The organism is Sphingomonas sp. PL20, from assembly GCF_017875905.1.
Taxonomy (GTDB): Bacteria; Pseudomonadota; Alphaproteobacteria; order Sphingomonadales; family Sphingomonadaceae; genus Sphingomonas; species Sphingomonas echinoides.
In genome coordinates, this window is sequence record NZ_JAGINH010000002.1 from 79,136 (window position 1) to 103,305 (window position 24,170).

The window sequence follows — 24,170 nt, forward strand, 5'->3', positions numbered from 1 at the left end:
CCCCGCCACCCGTGGCGGCGGGGCGCAGGATCAGACGGCGGCGAGCGGTGCGTCGACCGCGCGCAGTTCGCCGCGCGCGCGCGCCTTGCGGCCATAGACCGCCTCGAACAACGGCGTCGCCATGACGGTCGTGACGATCGCCATCAGCACCAGCATCGAGAATAGCGTCGGCCCGATAATGCCCTTTTGCAGGCCGATATTGATGATGATCAACTCCATCAGCCCGCGCGAGTTCATCAACGCCCCGATGCCGAGCGCGGTGCGATTGTCCTCCCCCGACAGGCGCGCGGCGGCGTAGCAGGCACCGAATTTGGCGAGGATCGACACGATCAGGATGCCCAGCGCGATCAGCAGCAGCGCGGCGGAATTGACCATGTCCAGGCGCGTGTTGAGCCCCGAATAGGTGAAGAACATCGGCAGCAGTAGCACCACCGCAAGCGGTTCCACCTTGCGCTTCAGCTCCTCGACGAAAACCCCGCGCGGCATACACACGCCCATCAGGAAGCCGCCGAAAATGGCATGAATCCCGATGGCGTCCATCACGAAGGCGGACAGGCAGAAGAGCAGCATGGCGGTCGCCAGCATCTGGCTGCTCATCGCGCCCTCGCGTTCGACGATGCGACCGAGCGGGGCGAGCAAGCGCCGCCCGAACAGCAGCATGAAGCCGGTATAGAGGATGGCACCCCCGATCGCGAGCACCGCCACCCCGGCTCCCGCGCCAAAGGTCGCCAGCACGATCGCCAACACGCACCACGACGCGGCATCGTCGAACGCGCCGGCCGTCAGCGACAGCGTTCCCAGCGCCGAATTGGCCAGCCCGCGCTCATTGATGATGCGCGCCAGCATCGGAAACGCGGTCAGCGCGATGCACGCGCCCATGAACAGCGTTGCGCTCGCCCGGTCGATGCCGGGCGCGAACAGGCCGGGCACGGTCAACAGGAACGGCGTGATCAGCACCGCGAACAGGAACGGTGCCGCGATCCCCGCCGCCGACACCATCGCCGCGCTGCGCGCCTTGGATTTGAAATGGTCGAGGTTGAGCGTCAGCCCGACGATGAACATGTACAGGCCAACACCCAGTTGCGCGCCGACATACAGCACGTTGCGCGTTTCCTTGGGGAAGATGGCGAGTTGCAGATCGGGCAGCAGCAATCCGAACAGCGACGGCCCGAGCAGGACACCCGCGATCATTTCGCCGACGACCTGTGGCTGACGCAGCAACTTTTTGCCCAGCCATCCGACCACACGACAGGTGAGGATAATGACGGCAAGCTGCAGAAAGAAGTGGATGCTGAAGTCGCCGGGAACATAGCTTTTCGCCGCATTCACCGCCGGACCGTGCGGCCCTAACACCCCGGTCAGCGCGTGCCACGCGCTGGTCAACAGTTCAAACATGCACCCTCCCCAATCGTCTCGCGCAGCTGCGTCTCCGCCATCGCGATCGTTAGAAAAGCGCCATTATTCCGAGGTGTGCAACACCATTGGTAGTAGCGAGCGCGCTTTTTCGTTGGCGGCGCGTCCGGTGTTGCGCAGGCTCAACATTGTAGTAACATCGCTACATGGTAGCGCGATCCAAATAGCAACATAGGCACATATGAAAGTCATTGGCAGCCGCGAGTTCAACCAGGATGTCAGTGCCGCCAAGCGGCTGGCACGAGTCGAACCCGTGTTCATCACTGACCGCGGACGCCCGACGCATGTGCTGATGAGCATCCAGACCTTTCGCCAGATGAGTGGGCAGCGCGATACGATTGTCGATTTGCTCGCTATCCCCGGTGGACCTGTGGGCGATCTGCCGCCGCCGGAACCCTGGGCCATGCGAGAGCGGCCATAATGTTCCTGCTGGATACTGCGATCGTGTTCGACCTGCGCCGAGCGCGAAGCCCGGACGCAGAGCAGGGTCTTGTGCTGTGGGCTGCCGGGGTTGCGCGTGAGCGCTTGTTCCTATCCGCGCTCAGCGTGCTCGAACTGGACGCGGCAGCGACGCAGGCGGCGCGACGCGACAAGGCGGCGGGCGGCGCGTTGCGCAGTTGGATCGACGAGCGCGTGATCCCGGCGTTTGATGGCAACATCCTGCCGCTCGACACTGCGGTTGCGCGGCGTCGCGGTCAGGTTGCGCTTGCGGATATGCGCGACGCCCTGTTTGTGGCGACCGCGCTGGAACATCGGCTGACGCTGGTGACCCGCACGACCGCGAAGTTCAAGGGCGCGCGGATCAAGCTGTTCGATCCGACCGGCTATCGGCCGGACGAGGTGGCGGACGATGCCGATTGGCGCACCGCCGGGCGTGACGGCGCGGTGTGGCTACGGAATTTGTTCGTGCGATCGTGAGCGCCGGGCGGTGCGCTCCGGCTCAGCCGCCCAATTTCCCGAAGGCCGCCTCATAGCCTGCGCGATCGTCGGCGCTGAGCAGCTCGGCCTGTTCGACCCAGCGGTCGCGCGTCATCCGTCCCTTGAAGCTGCCGAGCTTTGCGTCGAGCTCGGCGGCGTCGGCTGGGCTGAGCGCCGCAATCTGCTCGATGCGGGTGATGCCGTGCTCGCCAAGCGTGGCCGCCAGTTTCGGACCGAGCCCCTTGATCTGGGTGAGGTTGGTGGCAACCGGTGGGGCTGCGGGGCCTGGCTCAGGTGCTGGCGTTGGCGCTGGTACGGGCACCGGCGGCGCGACGTCCTCGGGCTGCGACGGGAGATCCGCCAGCGGCGTTTCATCCATGCCTTGCACAGTGGCGGGTGTGGTTGCGCCATGTTCCTCTGCAATTGCGAAATCCTCGTCGACTTGGCTTTCCGCCTCGGCCCGGCGGCGGCGCAGCACCGTTCCCCACCAGATCGCCAACACCGCCGCAATCGCCAGCGCGGCCATCAGCACGATATGCGCGGTGGTGATCGGTCCCATGATGTCGATCGCTTGGTTGGGGTTTTGCGGGCCACTAGCCATCGGGGTCTCCTGTGTTGGGGTGAGGGTAGCGGAAGTGATCAGCCCGCGTCGCGCGCAATCTCGCGCCAGCCAATGTCGCGCCGGTGAAAGCCGGTCGGGAAGGCGATCGCATCGACCGCGCGGTAAGCGGCGGCCTGCGCCTCGGCAATGTCGGCCCCCAGCGCGGTAACCGCCAGCACGCGCCCGCCGCTTGCCACGATCTGCCCGTCCTGCAGCCGCGTCCCCGCCTGGAACACCGTCGCGCCGGTCGCTTCTGCGTCGGCGATACCATCGATCTTCCCGCCACTCTCGGGCGTGCCGGGATAGCCATTGGCGGCGAGCACCACGGTCAGCGCGGTGTGCGCGACCCATTTGGCGGGCCCGCGCTGCCCCAGCGTACCATTGGCCACCGCCAGCAGCAGCTCGAGCAGATCCTCGTCGAGCCGCGCCATCAGCACCTGGCATTCGGGGTCGCCGAAGCGGGCATTATATTCGATCAGCTTGGGGCCATCGGCGGTCAGCATCAGCCCGGCATAGAGCACCCCCGAAAACGGCGTGCCGGCCTCCGCCAGCGCCGCCACGGTCGGGCGGACGATCTCGTCGATCGCGCGCTGTTCGAGCTCAGGGGTGAGCACGCGCGCCGGGCTGTACGCGCCCATGCCGCCGGTATTGGGGCCAGTGTCGCCCTCGCCGACGCGCTTGTGATCCTGCGCTGAGCCGAAGGAGAGAATGTCGGTGCCGTCGGTCAGCACGAACAGGCTGGCTTCCTCGCCCTCGAGAAACTCCTCGATCACCGCTTCGCCGCCGCGCGCGCCGAACAGATCGGCCAGCGCCGCCTCGGCCTCCTCGCGCGTCGTCGCCACGGTCACGCCCTTGCCGGCGGCGAGGCCATCGGCCTTGACCACCACCGGCACGCCGAAGCGATCGAGCGCAAAGCGCGCCTCGGCGCGGCTCGTCGCATGGACATAGCCTGCGGTCGGGATGCCCGCGCGGTCACACAGCGCCTTGGTAAAGGCTTTCGACCCTTCGAGTTGGGCGGCGGCCTGGTTCGGCCCGAACACAGCGATCCCGGCGGCGCGCAGGCTGTCGCCCAGGCCATCGACCAGCGGTGCTTCCGGGCCGATCACCACCAGCTCGACCGCATTTTCCTGCGCGAAGGCGATGACGGCGGCATGATCGGTCACGTCCAGCCCTGCGATTTCGGCATGCGCTGCAATGCCCGGATTGCCGGGTGCGGCGAACAGTGTACCGAGGCGCGGTGATTGCGCGAGCTTCCATGCCAGCGCATGTTCGCGACCACCCGAGCCGATCAACAGGACATTCAATGGCGGACCCTTTTCTAGAGATTGCCCGGCGAGAGGGCGTAGGCGCGCTCCTAGACGAGCCGGTCGCAGGGGACAACGCCGCCCCGATGAGCGTGGGCGAACTCGCGGGAAAGCTCAAGCGCGTGGTCGAAAGCGAGTTCGGCTTCGTCCGGCTGCGCGGCGAGATTTCGGGCTATAAGCGCGTCGCTTCGGGCCATGCCTATCTCAGCCTCAAGGACGATAGCGCCGTGATCGACGGCGTCATCTGGAAGGGCAATGTCGCGCAATTGGGCTTCACTCCGCAGGATGGGGCCGAGGTGATCGCGACCGGCAAGATCACCACCTATCCCGGCCGTTCCAAATATCAGATCGTGATCGATCGCATGGAGCTGGCGGGCGAGGGCGCGCTGATGGCGCTGCTCGAGAAATTGAAGGCAAAGCTGGCAGGCGAGGGGCTGTTCGCTGCGTCCGCCAAAAAGCGCCTGCCGTTCCTGCCGCGCCGAATCGGCGTGGTCACTTCGCCGACCGGCGCCGTCATCCGCGACATCCTCCACCGGCTCGAGGATCGCTGCCCGACGCATGTGCTGGTGTGGCCGGTCAAGGTGCAGGGCGCGGGATCGGCGGACGAGGTCGCCGCTGCGGTGCGCGGCTTCGACGCGATGTCGCCCGAAACGCGGCCCGACCTCGTCATCGTCGCGCGCGGCGGTGGTTCGATCGAGGATCTGTGGTCGTTCAACGAGGAAGTGGTGGTTCGCGCGATTGCGGCGTGCAGCATCCCGATCATCTCCGCGGTCGGCCACGAAACCGACACCACGCTCGCCGATTTCGCCGCCGATCTGCGCGCGCCGACCCCGACGGCGGCGGCCGAGATGGCGGTGCCGGTGCTCGCCGATCTGCGCCTGACGCTCGCCGGCTATGGCACCCGCACCGAGAAATGCGCGCGGCGCTATGCCGATCGCGGACGCGAGCAGCTCACCGCATTGGTGCGCGTGCTGCCGCGCCGCGACGCGCTGCTCGGGCCGCAACGGCAGAAAGCGGATGATCTGGGCGCGCGGCTCGATCGCGGGCTGGAACGCCGCGTGGTGGTGGCGCGCGGCCAGCTTGATCGCTCGGCGGGCGCGCTGCGCCTGGCGACGCTCGACCGCCAATTGGAGCGCGCGCGCGATCGGCTGGCGGCGACGTGGCGGCTGGTGGAATCGCTCGGCCCCAATGCCATTCTCGATCGCGGCTATGCCTTCGTCTCGGCGCGGCCCTCGGGCGCGGTGGTCGGCTCGGCCGATGCGGCGCGCGCCGCCGCCACCGTGACGCTCCATTTTCGGGACGGTCAGGTTGACGCCAAGGTTGAGCGCACCGGCACCAAAGCCTATGGTGCGCCCAAGCCCGAGCAGCCGACGCTGCTCTGATCCGCTCCTATTTTCGAAAAGCCTGCGCTTATGCTGATGTCCAATTCCGATCGCCCGGCGCGGCTGCATTTCATGGCGAACGGCTTTCGCGTGCTGGCCCCGGGCGATCATGTCGTGTGTGCGGTGAGCGGCGCGCGGATCGCGCTCGACGATTTGCGCTATTGGAGCGTTGCGCGGCAGGAAGCCTATGCCAGCGCGGAGATCGCGACCGAGGCGATGGCATCGGAATGACGCGTCGCGGGGGGCTGGTGCGAACAGGATGGGGGGCGGTCGCGGCGGTGGCCCTGGTAACCTTGGGCAGTTGTGCGACCGCGCCCGAACGCCCGACCGTTCAACCGGTCAGCACCCCGCCGGTCGCGCGCCGGGCCACCCCGCAGCCGCAGCGCGAACCGCAGCGGATCAGCTTCAGCTATTCGGGCAGCTTGATCCAGGGCGGGCTGGTCATCGGTATTGCGCCATCCAACACCAGTCTGCTGTCCTTCAACGGCGAAACCATCCCGGTCGCGCCTGACGGGCGTTTCCTGATCGCCTTTGATCGCGACGCCAAGCCCACCGCCAGCCTGATCGCGACGCTTGATGACGGGCGCGTGGTGCGCGATACCCTCACCATCGCACCGCGTGGCTGGGACATTTCGCGACTCAATTCCTTGCCCAAAATCCCGCTGCCGCAACCCGAATTCGACCGGCTGCGCCCGGCCGAACTGGCGCAGATCAACGCCGCGCGGCGCGTTTCCTCGGACTCGCAGGGCTGGCGGCAGCCCTTTTTGTGGCCAACCACCGGCCGCATCTCCACGCTGTTCGGATCGCAGCGCATCTACAAAAATGGTGAGGCGGGATCGTATCATTCTGGTGTCGATATCGCCAAGCCGCAGGGTTCGGTCATCCTTGCGCCAGCCGATGGCGTGGTCATCCTCGCGGCGGATCACCCCTTCACGCTGGAGGGCAATCTGCTGATGATCGATCACGGCATGGGGCTTAACACCGCCTTCCTGCATTTGTCGCGAATCGACGTGCGCGTGGGGGAACGGGTGCGCCGTGGGCAGCCGGTTGCGCTGTCGGGCATGACCGGGCGCGCGACGGGTCCGCATCTGCATTGGAGCCTGAAATGGCACGATGCGAAGATCGATCCACTGCTGGTCGCAGGGCCGATGCCGCGCAGCGAATGAGCGGTTTCCGGGCCGGGCGGGGCGGGTAACGCAAGAGTGTTGCACCGCAGCGACACTTGGCGAAAGTTCCGTGTCGGCCTCTTTACAATGCTGTGGGATCGTTACAGTCTAGCAGCATTGCGGTGATCTCGGGGGTTCGGGATCGCCGACACAACGCTGCGCCATTGCGCACCATCTGGGGGTTTTTCATTGATGCAGACCACGCAAGCTCGCGCTTTTGCGCGCCTTCGTTCCAGTGCAGCGCCGGTCGCGCTGCTGATCGCGCTGTCGGCCGGTCCAGCCTTTGCGCAGACGGCGACGTTGCCTGCCGATCCCGCGCCAGCCGCCGCCTCCGAAGACAGGGACATCGTGGTCACCGGGTCGATCTTCCGCCGGGGCGCGGCCGAGACGGCACTGCCGATCACCGTGGTCACCGCGCAGAACATTGAGCGCGCCGGCATCACCAACGTTACCGATGCAGTCCGCTCCATCTCAGCCGATGGCGCTGGCTCGATCGGCAACGGCTTCACCAGCGGCTTTTCGGCCGGCGGTGCTGCGATCTCGCTGCGCAACCTCGGCGTTTCCTCGACACTGGTGTTGATCGACGGGCTGCGTTCGACCAACTTCCCGCTCAACGACGACGGCCATAATGCTTACGTCGATCTGAACAGCATCCCACTGGTTAATGTCGAGCAGGTCAAGGTGCTCAAGGACGGCGCTTCGTCGACCTACGGCGCAGACGCAATTGGCGGCGTGGTTAACATTATCACGCGCAAGCACGTCACCGGCATCGAAGCCGGCGTCCAGGGCGGTGCGACCGAAAAGGGTGACGGGCAGAAGTATCGTGCCCATCTGCTCGCTGGCTATGGTGATTACGACCGTCAGGGCTTCAACGTCTATGTCGGCGGCGATTACGAATTTGGCGGCCGCATCACCGCCGCATCGCGCGGCTTCCCCTTCAACACGCTCGACCTGCGGCGGATCAACGGCCAGGACAACAATCGCGCGGACGACACGCTGACCCAGGCGACCCCCAATGCGGTCGTCACCCGCGTGACCCAGACCGACCTTAACAATCCGCTTGCGGGCTCGGTCGCCAATGCGACCACGCCGGCTGTGTTCACCTCGTTGACGCCGCTTGCAAATTGTCCGTTCGGCACGTTCTCGGAGAACACGAGTTCGCGCGTCGGTACAGCCTGCGCACACGATATCACCAATGAATATGCCCAGATCCTGCCACGCCAGGAGCGAATGGATGCCGTTGCGCGCCTGAGCCTCCGTATCAGCGACAACATCGAGGGATATCTCGCGGGGAGCTATGCGCGCGACCGTGTCGATATCATCAACCCGCCGCGTGCGATCCGCCAAACGCAGGCGTTCGGCGGCCAGCCTTCGACCGCGACGAGCAACCCGGGTATCGTCCTTCCCGTCTACATCTGCTCGTCGGGCATCAACTGCTCGACCGCTGCCGACCGGCAGTTGAACCCGAACAACCCCTATGCCGCCGCTTATGCCGCTAATCCTGCCGCAGGCGCGGCGCGCATCTATTATCTGTTCGGCGACGTCGACTCCGGCAGCAAGCGCATCAACGAAGTGTATCGCGTTTCCGGCGGCCTGAGCGGCCATTTCGGCGACAGCTGGGACTGGAGCGTTCAGGCGGCCTATTCGCAGGACAATCTGCGTTACACCGTTTACGGTTGGGCGAATGAAGCTGCGCTGATCAAAGCGATCAACACGGGCTCTTACAATTTCGTCAATCCGAGCCTGAACTCGCAGGCGGTGCGGGATGCGGTTCTGCCGCCGATCACTGCGCTGTCGAAGTCCAGCGAAGCGACTGTCGATGCGTCGCTCAGCCGCACCTTGTTCACCTTGCCGGGCGGCGATGCGAAGTTGGGCGTGGGCGGCCAGTTCCGTCGCGAAACGCTGACCAATAACAGCCTCAACCCGAACCTCGACGTGCCCGGTCTCTCGACCGCGCAGGCTTATGGCAAACGCTCGGTCTGGGCTGGCTTCTTCGAATTTGACGTGCCCGTGCTGAGCGTGCTCAACGTCAATCTGTCGGGTCGCTACGATCATTATTCGACCGGGATCGGTCGTTTCTCGCCAAAGGCGACGGCGAAGTTCCAGCCGATCAAGGAGATCGCGCTGCGCGGTTCCTATTCGGAAGGCTTCCGCGCACCGACCTTTGCCGAATCGGATCCGCGCAGCTCGTATTCGGGCTTCGTCGGCCAGACGCCAGACGCCGGGTTCAAGGCCGCGCATCCCAACAACGCCGCTTACACCGTGGCCTACAGCCTTGGCCGGGGCTATGTCGGTAACCCCAACATCCAACCGGAAAAGTCGAAGAGCTTTACCGTCGGCACCGTCGTTGAGCCGGTGCGCTGGCTGACGCTGACCGCCGACTATTTCAACGTGAAGAAGTCGAATCTGATCGTCACCGGTCCACAGACGTCGGATGCGATCAACGCTTATTACTCGGTTGAATCGAAGACCTTCGCCTCGGCCGCTGCCGCTGCTGCGGCGGCCTGCGCTGCGGTCGCCGCGGTGGGCACCGGTTATTCGTGCAACGTGATCGATGCGGCGGATCCGTTCTCGCTCAATGCACTGCCGCGTCTCCTGGTGCTCAACGCGCCTTATGTGAATGCGTCGTACGAGGTGATCGCCGGCCTGCAATTCGGTGCCAGCGCACGGGTTCCGATCACGTCCGGTCTGCATTTCGAGACCCGCCTCGACGTGCAGGAGACCATGAAATACGACCTCCATCCGGCCGGTGGCGCGGTGCAGCATTATGCCGGCACGGTTGGTCCGGAAGATCTGTCGTCGGGCGGTGGCACGCCGCGTTGGCGCGGCAACTGGCAGAATACGCTGATCTTGGGTCAGGTCGCGCTCACCACCACGACCTATTATGTCGGACGGATGAAGGCGGTCGCCGCCGATCAGTCGACCTCGGTTAATGGCGATACGTCGTGCGCGGCTGTTGTTTACAAGGATGCGAGCGGGGGCACCTCCTTCTGCAACATCAACAGCTTCATCTACACAGACGTAAACGTCGACTTTACCGTGAACGACAAGTTCAAGTTCTTCTTCACAGTGGGTAACGCGTTCAACGCACGCGCGCCGATCTTCGCGAACAACGCTTATACCACGCAACCGAACTATCTGACCTCGTGGCACAACGCTGGCATCGTCGGCCGTACTTTCCAGGCAGGCGCAAACTTCAAGTTCTAAAACCTGCGCTATAGCTTCGGTCTTAAGGGCGGTCTCTGTGAAGGGGCCGCCCTTTTTTGTTCAATTGCTACGCGCACGCAACGAAGTTGTTGTTTTTATGTAACAGAGTGAAATGAAAGCGTAACGAGGGGTGCGCGGCTGGCTTTACAGCGTGCCTTGAGCGCTTCATCCCATGCGCATGTCTCGGGGGGCCGGGCACATGTTCGGTCACGAGACTTGCAAACAACGCCGCGGTGCGAATGCTTCGTAGATGCGTGCGGTCAGCAAGGGAAATGACGTGATCGGAACAGATTTTATCGCGCGCAAGGCACGGCTGCTGACGGGGGCCGCATCCACTGCGCTGCTCCTCACCGCAGTTCCCGCGGTTGCGCAGGACCAGCAAGCCGCCGCCGCCCCGGCCGCGACGGCACCCGAGCAAGCGCAGCCCGACACGGGCAGCCAGGGCCAGGACATTGTCGTCACCGGCTCGTTGATCCGCAACAGCGCCGCCGCCGGTGCCGCACCGATCAACACGCTGACCGCGCAAGACTTTGCCAATCGCGGTCAGAACACCATCGCTGAAGCGCTGCAGACCATTCCGGCCAACGGTGCCGGCACGATGACGCGCGCGTGGAACAGCTTCGGCTTCGCCACCGGCGCGACCGCGGTGTCGCTTCGCGGCCTCACCACCGGCAACACGCTGACGGTGTTCGACGGTCTGCGCTCCGCAATCTATCCGCTCGGGGATGACGGCCAGCGCAGCTTTGTCGATCTCAACACGATTCCGCAGGCGATTGTCGAGAAGGTCGACGTCCTGCAGGACGGCGCTTCGGCAACTTATGGTGCCGACGCGGTTGCAGGCGTGGTCAACGTTGTCGTGAAGAAGCAAATTGTCGGGCTTCACGCCAACGCGTCGGCTGGCATCTCGCAGCGCGGCGACGGTGGCGAAACGCGCGCCGACGTGACCTATGGTTATGGCAAGCTGAGCGAGCAGGGCTTCAACGTCTACGTCAATGCCGAATTCCAGCATGACAACCCGATCTTCGCACGCGATCGCGGCTATCCGTGGAACACCAACAATTACAGCGCGATCTGTAAGGCGGGTGGCACTTGCTTGCCCAACGAGACGATCAACGGCATTCAGGGCGATGGCAGCTTTGGCGGTCTGGGTGCGACGCGCGTTCCGGTCGTGCGGCCCTATCTGAACGGCAGCGCCGTTCCCGGCTCGCAATTCCAGTTGCTCAATCCGGCGGCTGGTTGCCGCGACCTGACCTCCATCACCTTGACGCCGGCGCAGCAGGCGCTGGCAGCGGGGGCGGGTACGCCGACCGGCGCGCAGGTCTGCTCGCAGGACAACGTCAAAGATTATTTGATGGAAATCCCCGAGGAGCAGCGCTTCGGGGCGACCGCGCATCTGACCGTTAATGTCGGCAGCCAGGCGCAGGCCTATTTGATGGGCAATTTCTACGAAACGCAAACCAACAGCAGCATTTCGCCGCTGACGTTCAACGGCCAGACTGCGGCGGGCGGCACGCAATTCACGCTCAGCCCGGTTCTCCTGCCGGTCTATGTTTGCCCGCGCGGCACGACGGTCGCCTGCACTGCGGCCAATGGCACGCTCAATCCGAACAATCCGTTCGCATCGCTGGGCCAGCAGGCGCGGGTGAACTATCGCTACGATCAGCCGCGTATCTCGTTGACCGATGCCAAGACCTATCGCTTCGCAGGCGGGATCCAGGGCACGTTCGGCCAGGGTTGGAAATACAATGCCGATGCGACCTATTCCGAGGTCGATCTGAAGGTCACCAATAAGAACTATCTCAACGCGCAGCGCCTGATCAACGTGATCAACGACGGCTCGTTCAACTTCGTCGACCCGTCGCTCAACACGCAGGCAACACGCGACTATATCGCGCCGACCAACAACAACCTGTCGACGTCGAAGTTGTGGCAAGTCCAGGCATCGCTTTCCAAGTCGTTCTTCACCTTGCCTGGTGGGGATCTGACTGTGGCAGTTGGTGGTGCGTACCGGTATGAATCGGTCAACAATCCGAGTGCGAACGCGCCGAACGAGGTCAACCCGGCCGACCGCTATTACAGCATCAACTCGGTCAGCACAGCGGGCAGCCGCAACGTGAAATCGGGCTTCTTCGAAATCGAAGCGCCGCTCTTCAACATGCTGACGTTGAGCGGTGCCGGTCGCTATGACGATTATTCATCGGGCCAAAGCAACTTCTCGCCGAAGGTCACCGCGATCTTCAAGCCGATCGAGCAGCTGAAGATCCGCGGGACCTGGTCGCGTGGTTTCCGCATCCCGAGCTTCCAGGAAGCCTATGGCCAGCCGACGACCGGTTATGTCACGGCGACGGTTTCGCCGACCCAGGCCGGCGGTGCGGCCTATATCGCGGCGCACGGGGGCGACACCTATGCGACGCAGGCGTACACTTATGGTCTGACCTCGGCGGGCAATCCCAATCTGAAGCCCGAAAAGTCGACGAGCATCACTGGGGGCATCGTCTTCGAGCCGACGCGTCGTCTCAGCTTCACGCTCGATTACTACCACATCAAGATCAAGGGCCTGATCGGGGCACCGGATTATTCGGGTGTGGCTGCGGCCTATTATGCCAATAACGGCGTCGTGAATGTCCCAGGCATCACCGTGAAGCCGGGCGTGGCGGATCCGAACTTCCCGACCGCGCTGCCGCAGCTGGGCTTCATCCAGTACAGCTTCATCAACACGACCTCGGAAACGACGTCGGGGCTCGACATGTCGGGTACGGCACGGATCCCGCTGGGCCACGGCATCAACCTCACCAGCCGCGTCGATGCGACGTATCTGATCGATCTTAAGCAGGTTCAGCCGAACGGTACGATCCAGCGCTTCGACGGATCGCTCAGCCCGTGCAACATCACGTCGTGCTCGGGTGCGCCGAAGTGGCGCGGCAGCTGGCAGAACACGCTCGACTTCAACGGCAAGGGTACGTTGAGCGCGACGGCCTATTACACCAGCGGCTATGACATGGCGTCGGTCGATTACGGCGGCGTTCCGGGCGATTGCGCCAATAATGGCGGTGTATCGGTCTACACCTACTCGGACGGCTCGCCGTACAAGTGCCGCGCGCGCCGCTTCATTGATGTGGATATGAGCGCGAGCGTCAAGGTGGGCAGCCGCTTCACCTTCTACGCAAACGTCCTCAACGTGTTCGACGTGAAGCCTGACTTCAACCCGGGCCAGACCTATGACACGGGCTTCGGCTATAACGTGGCATGGGAAAGCCAGGGCTTTATCGGCCGCTTCGTCCGCTTCGGCGCGAAGGTCGACTGGTAAGCCAACCGTATCATAGCAACGCGAAGGGGCGGTTCCTGTAAGGGAACCGCCCCTTTTCATATCAGTCGACGGTCAACTCCAGTTTCCCGTCGCCTTCATCCACCCGCACCGTCGCGCCATCCTTCACGCTGCCGCGCAGGATCAGGTCGGCGAGCGGGTCTTGCAGATAGCGCTGCACCGCGCGCTTCAGGGGGCGCGCGCCGTACACCGGATCATAGCCAACGCGGCCCAACCACGCCCGCGCGGCATCGGTCAGCTCCAAGGCAACCTTGCGTTCGCCCAGCAGCTTGGCGATGCGCGCCACCTGGATATCGACGATCGGCGCCATCTCCGCCTGGCCCAGCCGGTGGAACAGCACGATCTCGTCCAAGCGGTTCAGGAATTCGGGGCGGAAATGCCCGCGCACGATTTCCATCACTTGCGGCTCCACGCTCGCCACATCCTCGCCTTCGCCGAGCGTCGTCAGCACTTGGCTGCCAAGGTTGGAGGTCAGCACGATGATCGTGTTGGTGAAGTCGACCGTGCGGCCCTGGCCGTCGGTCAACCGCCCATCGTCTAGCACTTGCAGCAGGATGTTGAACACATCGCCATGCGCCTTCTCGACCTCGTCGAACAACACGACCTGATAGGGCCGTCGCCGCACCGCCTCGGTCAGCACGCCGCCTTCCTCATAACCGACATAGCCGGGAGGCGCGCCGATCAGCCGCGCGACCGCATGCTTTTCCATGAACTCGCTCATGTCGATGCGCACCATTGCGGTGGGATCATCGAACAGGAATTCGGCGAGTGCCTTGGTCAGCTCGGTCTTGCCGACGCCCGTCGGCCCGAGGAACAGGAACGAACCGAGCGGCCGGTTCGGGTCCTGCAGCCCCGCACGCGCGCGCCGCACGGCGGTTGAGACGGCGCGGATCGCATTTTGCTGGCCGATCACGCGCTTGCCGATCGTCGCTTCCATCTGCAGTAATTTGTCGCGCTCGCCTTCCAGCATCCGCTCGACCGGAATCCCGGTCCAGCGTGCGACCACCCCGGCAATGTCCTCGCCCGTCACTTCCTCGCGTAGCATCGCACCCTTGGTCGCGCCGGCCGCCGCATCCAATTGCCGCTGCAATTCGGGGATGCGCCCGTAGGACAGCTCGCCCGCCTTGGCGAGGTCGCCGGCGCGTTGCGCCTGTTCCAGTTCGAGCCGCGCGGCGTCGATCTGTTCCTTCAGCTTGGCCTCGGCCGAGATCTTGTCCTTCTCACCCTGCCAGCGCGTGGTCAGTTCGGAGGATTGCTGTTCGAGATTGGCCAGCTCGCCGTCGAGCTTCACCAGCCGGTCGCGCGAGGCTTCGTCGCTCTCGCGCTTCAACGCCTCGCGCTCGATCTTGAGCTGGATGATCCGCCGGTCGAGGATTTCGATCTCCTCGGGCTTGCTCTCCACCTCCATGCGGATGCGGCTGGCGGCCTCGTCCATCAGATCAATCGCCTTGTCGGGGAGGAAGCGGTCGGTGATGTAGCGGTTGGAGAGCGTCGCTGCTGCCACGATTGCCGCATCGGTGATGCGCACGCCGTGGTGCAGCTCGTACTTTTCCTTGAGGCCGCGCAGGATCGAGATCGTGTCGGGCACGGTCGGCTCGCCGACGAACACCGGCTGGAAACGGCGCTGGAGCGCGGCGTCCTTCTCGACATACTTCCGATATTCATCGAGCGTGGTCGCACCGACGCAGTGCAGCTCGCCGCGTGCGAGCGCCGGTTTCAGCAAATTGCCCGCATCCATCGCGCCTTCGGATTTGCCCGCGCCGATAAGCTGATGCATCTCGTCGATGAACAAAACGATGTCGCCCTCGGCGGCTTTCACTTCGTCGAGCACGCCCTTGAGGCGTTCCTCAAACTCGCCGCGATATTTGGCCCCAGCGATCAGCGACCCCATGTCGAGCGACATCAGGCGACGGTCCTTCAGCGTATCGGGCACGTCGCCATTGGCGATGCGCAAAGCCAAGCCCTCGGCGATCGCGGTTTTGCCCACGCCGGGTTCCCCGATCAGCACCGGGTTGTTCTTGGTACGGCGCGCCAGAATCTGGATCGTGCGGCGGATTTCCTCGTCGCGGCCGATCACGGGGTCGAGCTTGCCGTCGCGCGCCGCTTGCGTCAGGTCGCGCGCGAATTTCTTGAGCGCGTCGAATTTGTCCTCGGCGCCCGCACTGTCGGCGACGCGGCCGTTGCGCACCTTTTCGATCGCCGCATTCAAGGCTTCGGGTGTGACGCCCGCGGTCTTGAGCGCCTTGCCCGCCACGGTGTTGAGCGACAGCGCCAGCGCAACCAGCAGCCGCTCGACCGTCACGAAGCTGTCGCCCGATTTGGTCGCGATCTGCTCGGCCTGGTCGAGCACGCGCACCGCATCATTGTCGAGCCCCGGGGTCGCTTGTGCGCCGCTGCCCGACACGGCGGGGATTTTGGAGAGCGCGAGGTCGGTCTCGGTCACTGCGCGCTTGGCGTCACCACCGGCCGCCGAAATCAGGCCCGAGGCCATGCCTTGCTCATCCTCGAGCAGCGCCTTCAAAATATGTTCGGGCGCGATGCGTTGATGGCTCATCCGGATCGCGACGGTTTGCGCGGATTGCAGAAAGCCTTTCGCGCGGTCGGTGAATTTTTCGATGTTCATTGGGAAGTGTCCCTCCTTCTTCCGGCCCGATGTAGTGTTGCACTTATGCAACACAAGAGCGACTCGCGCAGGATTCTCAAGGGGACGATCTACCAGCAGAAATCGTCATCCGCTTGACGCGGGATTTACGTATTTCCGCAACGCAGCATGGCTAGGTCCGGCACTGGGCGCGGGGAGTAGTGCCTGCAAAAAAAAACACTTTTCAGGGGATCGACCATGCGTCGTTTTACGCTTTGCCTCCTCGCGGGTGCCGCCCTGGCGTGGCCGCTCGCTGCCTCCGCCCGAGACACGTCGGCCGTTCCGGCACCCGATGCCCCGGTCCCGGAGGCTCCTCCCGTCACTGATGACGCGGGCAACGACATCATCATCGTCGGCAAGGGCCAGACGCGCCAGGTGCAGCAGCTCAACCAGGCCGACATTGCGATCCTCGCCGCCGGCACCAGCCCGCTGAAAGCAATCGCCAAGCTCCCCAACGTCAACTTCCAGTCGGCCGATGCCTTCGGTGCCTATGAATGGTCCGAACGCGTTTCGATCCGCAGCTTCAACCAGAACCAGATCGGCTTCACGCTCGACGGCATTCCGCTCGGCGACGGGTCGTATGGCAACACCAACGGTCTGCACATCAGCCGCGCGATCTCGTCCGAGAATATCGGCCGCACCGAAGTGTCGCAGGGGTCGGGCTCGATCGGCACGCAAGCCACCAACAATCTCGGCGGCACCGTCGAATTCTTCTCGAGCGACCCCAAGCCGACCTTCGGGCTGACGCTCAACGGCACTTATGGCAGCGCCAACACCGTGCGCGCCTTCGGTCGCCTCGACACCGGCGTGCTCGGCGAAAACGGGCCGAGCGCGTATGTCTCCTACGGCTTCCTCGATACCGACAAATGGAAGGGCTATGGCGTCCAGCGCCAGAACCAGGTCAACGCCAAGTTCATCGCCCCCGTCGGCCCGGTGCGCTTGGTCGGCACCTTCGATTTCTCCGATCGCCGCGAGAATGATTATCAGGATCTGTCGCTCGACATGATCAAGCGCCTGGGCCTGCGCAACGACAATATCTCCAACAACTTCCCGCTGGCGGTGCTGATCGCGGATACCGGCGCGAACAGCGGCTACACCGGTGCCCCCAAACTCAATCCGGCGGCGGGCACGGTTACACCCGCCCCTTATGCCAATGCCGACGATGTCTATTATGACGCTGCAGGCCTGCGACAGGATTATCTCGCCTCGCTTGGCGTCGAGACCGCCAAGGGCGCGACCGTCCACGGCGAATTGAAGGCCTATTATCATGCGAACCACGGCCAGGGCATCTGGTTCACGCCGTATGTCCCCTCGCCGTCGGGCGTGCCGATTTCGGTGCGCACCACTGAATATGACATTCATCGCAAGGGTGTGTTCGGCTCGCTGGGCACCAAGCTCGCCTTTAACGATTTTACCGTCGGCGGCTGGTATGAAGTCAACGATTTCCGCCAAGCCCGGCGCTATTACGGGCTCGACAGTCGCACCACGCCGACACGCGATGCCCTGCACTTCCAGTATCTTCCATTCGCCACGCAGTGGTACAACACCTACGAAACCGACACCGTGCAATATTATGTGCAGGACAAGATCGCGCTCGGCGATCTGACGGTCGATCTTGGCTGGAAGGGCTTTTCGGTCACCAACAAGGCCACGCCGATCGTGTCGGGCGGCCTTGCCTCGGGCCGGATCCAAGTGAAGGATTTCTTCCAGCCGCACGCAGGGCTCAACTACAAGCTGGGCAATCAGGTCGAATTGTTCGGCGATTTCACCGAAGTGACGCGCGCGTTCGTCGCAGCGGCAACGAGCGGACCGTTCGCTACCACGCAGGCCGGGTTTAATGCGCTGCTGACGACCAACAAGCTGAAGCCTGAAACATCTGACACCTATGAAGTCGGCGCGCGCTATCATCATAGCGGCATAAACGCCTCGGTCGCTGGCTATTATATCGATTTCCAGAACCGCACGCTGGCGCAGACGGTCGGTGCCGGGATCGTCGGCAACCCGCCGATCCTCTCCAACGTCGGTTCGGTGCGCGCCTACGGCATCGAGACCGCGCTGGAAGCCAAGATCGGCTACGGCTTCGGCGTCTACGCTTCGTACAGCTACAACGACTCGACCTATCGCGACAACGTAACGGTCGGCGGCGTGGTGCAGAACATCCGGGGCAAGCAAACCGTCGACACGCCCAAGCATCTTGCCAAGGCCGAGCTGACCTATGACAAGGGCATGTTCTTCGGTCGCGTCGGCGCGGATTATATGAGCCGCCGTTACTTCACCTATACCAACGACCAGTCGGTGCCCGACCGTGTCCTGGTCGACGCAACGATCGGTGCCCGCGTCACGATCGGCGACCGCAAGTTCGAAATCCAGGGCAACGCGACCAACCTGTTCGACAAGAAATATATCTCGACGATCGGGTCGAACGGTTTTGGCTATTCGGGCGACAACCAGACGCTGCTGGCGGGTGCGCCCGCCCAGTATTTCGTGACGATCAAGGCGGGGTTCTAAGCCAAGCCCGCCGGGGTGTGATTATCCCCTCGTCGTACCGCCGCCGCCCCGCTACACCCTGACGCAAACGATAAAAGGTCAGGGTGGATGCGGGGATTGCGGCGGGCGGCGGTCGGCTTGGGCGTGTTGCTATTGGGGCTCGGCCTCGCTCTTGCGGTGTGGGAGCCGCTGGTGGCGATCCGTGTAACGCCACCGCCCGCCCATCATTACGATAGCGTCATCGCCCGCGATCGCTTCGGCGTGCCGCATATCTTCGGCAAGACCGATCCCGATGTCGCGTACGGCGTGGCCTATGCCCATGCCGAAGATGATTTCGCGACGCTGCAGGAAGCGGTGGCGATGGCGCGCGGGCGGCTCGGTGCGCTGCAGGGCGCGGACGGGGCCAAGGTCGATTACACCTTGCGCCTGCTCGGCGCGCGCGAGACCGCGCACCGCGATTATGCGAAGCAGCCGGCCGATGTACGCGCCTTGCTCGATGCCTATGCCAGCGGGCTCAACGCTTATGCGCGGCGGCATCCGGGCGAGATCCGCCTCGCGCGGTTGTTCCCGGCCAATGGCGAGGACATTGCGACCGGCTTCGTGCTGCGCACCCCGTTCTTCTTCGGGCTCGACCAGACGCTCGGCGCATTGTCGGGCGACACCGCCTTGCCGCGGGAAAGCGCCGGGTCCGTGCCCGACAGCCCCGATCCGGCGGCGTTACCGGCGACGGGTGAAGCCATGCCCAACGGCTCGAACGCCTTTGTTGTCGGCCCGAAGCGCTCGGCCGATGGCTTCACCCGCGTCATCGCCAATTCGCATCAGCCGTGGAGCGGCCCGGTCGCCTGGTATGAACTGAGCGTGCAATCGGGCAGCGGCTGGCATTTTTCCGGCGCGACCTTTCCCGGCGTGCCCTTCCCGGTGCTCGGCCATAACGAACATCTCGGCTGGACCAACACCGTCAACCGCCCCGATCTGACCGATGTCTACAAATTGACGCTCGATGCCGATCGCACCCACTATCGTCTCGACGGTGCGTGGCGGCCGCTGCAGGCGCAGCGCGTGTGGCTGAAGGTGCGCTTCGGCCCGTTCGTGCTGCCGATCCCCAAAATGGCGTATCGCGCGGTGCAGGGGCCGGTGATCGTCAACAAAAGCGGCGCCTATGCGATCCGTTATGCCGGGGCCGACCAGCTCCGCATGATCGAGGAATATTACCGACTCACCCGCGCGCGCGACTTTGCCGAATGGCAGAAGGCGCTGGCGATCCAGGGCGTGCCCGCGACCAATTTTCTGTACGGCGATGCGCACGGTACTATCGCCTATTTTTACAATGCCAGCTTCCCCAATCGCAAACCGGGGTTCGATTACCGTCACGTTCTGCCCGGCGACACTTCGCGTGATCTGGCGTGGGGTACGGTGCCGTTCGCGCAGGTGCCGCGCAACGTGAACCCGGCCTCGGGCTTCCTCGTCAACGCCAACAACACGCCGTACCAAGCGGCAGGGGCGGGGTCCGAGCTCAATCCCGCGGCCTATTCACCGCTGCTCGGCATCGAGACCGACACCACCAATCGCGGCACGCGCGCGGTCGAGCTGATGGGCGCGCATCCCTCGATCAGCGCCGACGATCTGCGGCGCATCAAATATGATACCGGCATCAGCCGCATGAGCTGGGCGGCGCGCTGGTATGGCGACATCGCCCGCGTCGATCCGCATGGCGATGCGCAACTGGTACAGGCACAGGCGCTGCTCAAGCGGTGGAACTGGGATTTCGATGGCCAACATAGCGGGCAGGCGCTCGCCGCCATCCTGCTGCGCACGGGCCAGAAATGGCACTATCCGCGTCGCCCCGAGCTCGACCCGCGCGATTCGCTGGCCAAGGCGGCGGGGTATCTGCAACGGCATTTCGGCACGCTCGATCCGCCGCTCGGCACCGTGTTGCGCTTGCGGCATGGCGCGGTGGACTTACCGCTCGACGGTGGCCCTGACGTGCTGCGCGCCGCCTCGACCTGGGATGAAGCCGATGACGGGCGACTGGTGGTGAAGCATGGCGACAGCTTCATCATGTTCATGACCTGGGATAAGGCAGGCCGCGTCAGCTCGGACTCGGTGCAGCCTTATGGTGCGGCCACGACTCGGCCGCAGTCACCGCATTATGCCGATCAGGCCCCGCTGTTCGTCGCGCACAAAACCAAGCCGGTATTGTTCTGGCGCGAAGACCTCCGCAAGAAGATCGAGCGCGTCTATCGCCCGTGATCGCCGCCTCGCTCCCCAGGTCGACAGGAGAGAGTGCTGCCAGCCCCACGCTCCTCCCCTCCCTGAAAGGGAGGGGACTGAGGGGTGGGTCGGCCCGTGGTCGAACGTGACCTCCGCCATTGGCCGACCCACCCCCGACCCCTCCCTTGCAGGGAGGGGAGGAAGAAGCGCCTCAACGCGCGCCAGCAAGCACGCCCCACCGCCACCCCCTCAACGCAGCGATTGCTACGGCCAGAACAGTGCGATAGCCTGCTGACACAGTCCTATATTCACACACCATTTCCCAGGGGATCCATCGATGACCGTCAAGCTGTTCGCGCTCTCCGGCGTGGCGCTCGCCACGCTCGCCGTGCCCGCCGTCGCGCAGACTACGCCCAAGCCCGTGCCGGTCGCGGAATTGGTCAAGCAAGTCGATATTCCCTACAGCGAATTCCGCCTGGCCAATGGCCTGCGCGTCATCGTCAATACCGATCGCAAAGCCCCGGTCGTCGCGATCAGTGTGTGGTACAATGTCGGCTCGAAGTTCGAGCCCAAGGGTAAGACCGGCTTTGCCCATCTGTTCGAGCATCTGATGTTCAACGGCTCCGAGAATGCGCCGAAGGACTATTTCACCTATACCAAGGCGATCGGCGCGACCGATCTCAACGGCACGACCTATTTCGATCGCACCAATTATTTCGAGACGGTGCCGGTCGCAGCACTCGATCGCGCGCTGTTCCTGGAAAGCGACCGCATGGGCTATCTGCTCGGGGCGATCACGCCCGGTGTGGTCGATGAGCAGCGCGGCGTCGTGCAGAATGAAAAGCGGCAGGGCGACAATCAGCCGTTTGGCCTGATCGAATATAAGCAAGTCGAGACGCTGTTCCCCGCGACGCACCCTTATGGCCACACCACGATCGGATCGATGGCCGATCTCGATTCGGCGAGCGTCGAGGATGTGAAGACCTGGTTCCGCGGCCATTATGGCCCCAACAATGCCGTGCTGGTGCTGTCGGGCGATATTGACGAAGCCAAGGCCAAGCTGCTGGTCGAGAAATATTTCGGCGCGATCCCCAAGGGCCCGGAAAGCGTCGTCCCCGCCGCCGACGTGCCGACTTTGGCCGCGCCCAAGGTGGAAACGATCAAGGACCGCGTTGCCACCACGCGCATCTACCGCATGTGGGCGGTGCCGGGCCTCAACAACCCCGAAGCAGTGTCGCTGGACGTGACGGCCGGGGTGCTGGGCGGCCTCGCCAGCAGCCGTCTCGACAATGCGCTGGTGCGCAAGGAAAAGCTCGCGGTGCGCGTTTCGGCCAACAATGAGAGCTTCGCGCAGGTCGGCATGTTCGTGGTCAGCGCCGATGTGCGCCCGGGCGTCGATCCGGCGCTGGTCGCCAAGCGGCTCGACGAGATCATTGCCGATGTCATCGCCAACGGTCCGACTGCGGATGAAGTGCAGCGCGTTGCGACGCGCGACGCGGCGGCGCGCATTGCCGGGCTTGAATCGACCGGTGGTTTCGGCGGCAAGGCGGTCGCGCTCGCCGAAGGCGCGCTGTATGAAAACGATCCCGGCTTCTACAAGAAGCAACTGGCCGAACTCGCCGCGCAGACGCCCGCGCAAGTCAAAGCGGCCAGCGCCAAATGGCTGACGCGTCCGGTCTACGCGCTGACCGTCGTGCCCGGCGCGCGCGACGCGTATGTCGAGGCGACCCCGCCGACCAAGGTCGCCGCTGCGCCCGAGCCTGAATTTAAGGGCACGCGCGGCGCGCTCCCCGCGGTCGGCACCTTGTCGAGCCTGGTCTTCCCCAAGGTCGAGCATGCCAAGCTCAAGAACGGCATCGAACTGGTCTATGCCTATCGCAACGCCGTGCCGATCACCCAGGCGTCGATCAGCTTCGACGCGGGTGTCGCCGCCGATGTGCCGGGCAAGCTCGGCACGCAGGCGCTGACGCTCGACATGCTCGACGAAGGCACGCTCACGCGCGATTCGATCGCGATTGCCGAAGCCAAGGAGCGGCTGGGCGCGAACATCACCAGCGGATCGGGGCCCGATCGCACCGTTGTCGGCCTGTTCACGCCGAGCGCCAACCTTGCCGCTTCGACCGAATTGCTCGCCGATATCGTGCGGCATCCGAAATTCGACCCGGCGGAAGTCGCCCGCGTCAAGAACCAGCAGCTTTCGCGAATCTCCGCCGAGCTGACCAGCCCGCAGGGCCTGGCAACGCGCGTCTATCCCAAGCTGATCTACGGCGCGGCCTATCCCTACGCGAAGTCGTTCGGCAGCGGCGATGCGAAGGCGGTGGCCGCGCTGACGCGCGACGATCTGATTGCCTTCCAGCAAGCCTGGATCCGGCCCGACAAGGCCAAGATCTTCGTCGTCAGCGATCGTCCGCTGGCCGAAGTGAAGGCGGCGTTCGACGCGCGCTTTGGCGACTGGACGCCGACCGGCCCGGCGGGCGTCAAGGATTTCAGCGTCAAGGCCGCTCCGTCTGCGCCCAAGATCGTGCTGATCGACCGGCCCGATTCGCCGCAGTCGTTCCTCATCGCCGGGATTCCTACAAGCCTGGTCGGCACCGACGATCTGCTGCCGGTGATCACCGCCAACGACACGCTCGGCGGCGATTTCCTGTCGCGCGTCAACATGGACCTGCGCGAGGCGCGGCATTGGTCATACGGCGTCAACGGGTCGTTCCGCCGTGCCCAGCACGACACGCCCTATCTGCTCGGCACCGGGGTGCAGGCCGACAAGACCGGTGAATCGATCAAATCGCTGCGGACCGATTTTGCGGAGTTCCTGACCACCAAGGGCATTACTCAGGAAGAGTTTGATCGCACCATCACCGATGCGATCAGCTCGCTGCCGGGCAATTTCGAAACGTCGGGTGCCGTGCTTGGCGCTTTGCAGCAAAACGACCTCTACAAGCGTCCCGACAATTATTATGCGACGCTCCCGCAAAAATATCGTGCGATGACGGCAGCCGAGCTTGACGCTGCGGCACGCACGGCAATCGACCCGGCCAAAACCGTCTGGATCGTCGTCGGCGACGCGGCGAAGGTCCGTGGCCAGCTTGACAGCATCGGGTTGCCGGTTGAGGTGGTGCCCGCCGCATCCGTCGCGGATGCGCGCTGAAGATTCTTTGTCAGGAGAGAGATCATGGCTGCAATCGACGGAACCTGGGATACCATCGTCAAGTCGCCGCTGGGCGACCAGAAGGCCGTGCTGACGGTCAAGACCGACGGCGCTAGCTGGACCGGAAGCCAAGTCGGCGCGCAGGGCAGCGCCGAAATCACCGACGGCATCGTCGAGGGCGAGACGATCAAGTGGACGATGTCGATCGTCGTGCCGATGCCGATGACGCTGACCTGCGAAGCGACCGCCGATGGCGACACGCTGACCGGTTCGGTCGGCGCCGGCGCGTTCGGCAGCTTCCCGATGACGGGCACTCGCGCGGCCTGAGCCGTTCGCTTAACCGACACGAAAAAGGCCCGCGTTCCTT

Annotated in this window: 15 protein-coding genes; 11 read left to right on the forward strand and 4 right to left on the reverse strand. The window is 64.2% G+C overall.

What is annotated here, in order from left to right:
• Positions 1-30 precede the first annotated feature (30 nt).
• Complete coding sequence (locus tag H4W01_RS00675; RefSeq protein WP_209609469.1) at positions 31-1,395, reverse strand: cation:proton antiporter; 1,365 nt, start codon at positions 1,393-1,395, stop codon at positions 31-33.
• Positions 1,396-1,594: 199 nt separating this feature from the next.
• On the opposite strand from H4W01_RS00675, the gene H4W01_RS00680 reads away from it, so the two are divergent.
• Positions 1,595-1,834: a type II toxin-antitoxin system Phd/YefM family antitoxin gene (locus H4W01_RS00680; RefSeq protein ID WP_209609470.1), complete on the forward strand. Its 240-nt coding sequence runs from the start codon at positions 1,595-1,597 to the stop codon at positions 1,832-1,834.
• On the forward strand, positions 1,834-2,331 hold the full coding sequence (locus H4W01_RS00685) for a PIN domain-containing protein (protein WP_209609471.1): 498 nt from the start codon (positions 1,834-1,836) through the stop codon (positions 2,329-2,331). Before H4W01_RS00680 ends, H4W01_RS00685 begins: the two co-directional genes overlap by 1 nt.
• Before the next feature lie 22 nt (positions 2,332-2,353).
• Here H4W01_RS00685 and H4W01_RS00690 read toward each other — a convergent pair whose 3' ends face one another.
• Both H4W01_RS00690 and purD read right to left on the reverse strand, forming a co-directional pair.
• Complete coding sequence (locus H4W01_RS00690; protein ID WP_209609472.1) at positions 2,354-2,932, reverse strand: helix-hairpin-helix domain-containing protein; 579 nt, start codon at positions 2,930-2,932, stop codon at positions 2,354-2,356.
• A gap of 38 nt (positions 2,933-2,970) precedes the next feature.
• A complete protein-coding gene (purD, locus tag H4W01_RS00695) occupies positions 2,971-4,236 on the reverse strand; it encodes a phosphoribosylamine--glycine ligase (protein WP_209609473.1) in 1,266 nt (421 codons plus the stop codon).
• Here purD and xseA point away from each other — a divergent pair.
• From xseA to H4W01_RS00720, 5 genes are all read left to right on the forward strand, one after another.
• Positions 4,236-5,618 carry an exodeoxyribonuclease VII large subunit gene (gene xseA, locus H4W01_RS00700; RefSeq protein WP_209609474.1) on the forward strand — a complete coding sequence of 461 codons (1,383 nt, stop codon included), beginning with the start codon at positions 4,236-4,238 and terminating at the stop codon, positions 5,616-5,618. The genes purD and xseA overlap by 1 nt on opposite strands.
• Before the next feature lie 30 nt (positions 5,619-5,648).
• Positions 5,649-5,849 carry a DUF2093 domain-containing protein gene (locus H4W01_RS00705; protein ID WP_209609475.1) on the forward strand — a complete coding sequence of 67 codons (201 nt, stop codon included), beginning with the start codon at positions 5,649-5,651 and terminating at the stop codon, positions 5,847-5,849.
• Entirely contained in the window at positions 5,846-6,784 is a 939-nt protein-coding gene (locus H4W01_RS00710; protein ID WP_209609476.1) for a M23 family metallopeptidase, read from the forward strand. The genes H4W01_RS00705 and H4W01_RS00710 overlap by 4 nt, the downstream gene beginning before the upstream one ends.
• 192 nt (positions 6,785-6,976) lie before the next feature.
• Positions 6,977-9,991 (forward strand): TonB-dependent receptor plug domain-containing protein, encoded by a 3,015-nt coding sequence (locus H4W01_RS00715; protein ID WP_209609477.1) that lies wholly within the window; start codon positions 6,977-6,979, stop codon positions 9,989-9,991.
• A 277-nt stretch (positions 9,992-10,268) separates the two neighbouring features.
• Positions 10,269-13,298 (forward strand): TonB-dependent receptor domain-containing protein, encoded by a 3,030-nt coding sequence (locus tag H4W01_RS00720; RefSeq protein ID WP_209609478.1) that lies wholly within the window; start codon positions 10,269-10,271, stop codon positions 13,296-13,298.
• A gap of 61 nt (positions 13,299-13,359) precedes the next feature.
• Here the strand turns inward: H4W01_RS00720 and clpB are convergent, their stop codons facing one another.
• Positions 13,360-15,939 carry an ATP-dependent chaperone ClpB gene (gene clpB / locus H4W01_RS00725; protein ID WP_209609479.1) on the reverse strand — a complete coding sequence of 860 codons (2,580 nt, stop codon included), beginning with the start codon at positions 15,937-15,939 and terminating at the stop codon, positions 13,360-13,362.
• Positions 15,940-16,155: 216 nt separating this feature from the next.
• On the opposite strand from clpB, the gene H4W01_RS00730 reads away from it, so the two are divergent.
• From H4W01_RS00730 to H4W01_RS00745, 4 genes are all read left to right on the forward strand, one after another.
• Positions 16,156-18,465, forward strand: coding sequence for a TonB-dependent receptor (locus H4W01_RS00730; RefSeq protein ID WP_209609480.1), 2,310 nt, complete (start codon positions 16,156-16,158; stop codon positions 18,463-18,465).
• 87 nt (positions 18,466-18,552) lie between these two features.
• Positions 18,553-20,694 carry a penicillin acylase family protein gene (locus tag H4W01_RS00735; RefSeq protein WP_209609481.1) on the forward strand — a complete coding sequence of 714 codons (2,142 nt, stop codon included), beginning with the start codon at positions 18,553-18,555 and terminating at the stop codon, positions 20,692-20,694.
• Between the two features lie 298 nt (positions 20,695-20,992).
• Positions 20,993-23,803, forward strand: coding sequence for a M16 family metallopeptidase (locus tag H4W01_RS00740; protein WP_209609482.1), 2,811 nt, complete (start codon positions 20,993-20,995; stop codon positions 23,801-23,803).
• A gap of 24 nt (positions 23,804-23,827) precedes the next feature.
• A complete protein-coding gene (locus tag H4W01_RS00745; protein WP_010406463.1) occupies positions 23,828-24,130 on the forward strand; it encodes a hypothetical protein in 303 nt (100 codons plus the stop codon).
• Positions 24,131-24,170: the final 40 nt, after the last annotated feature.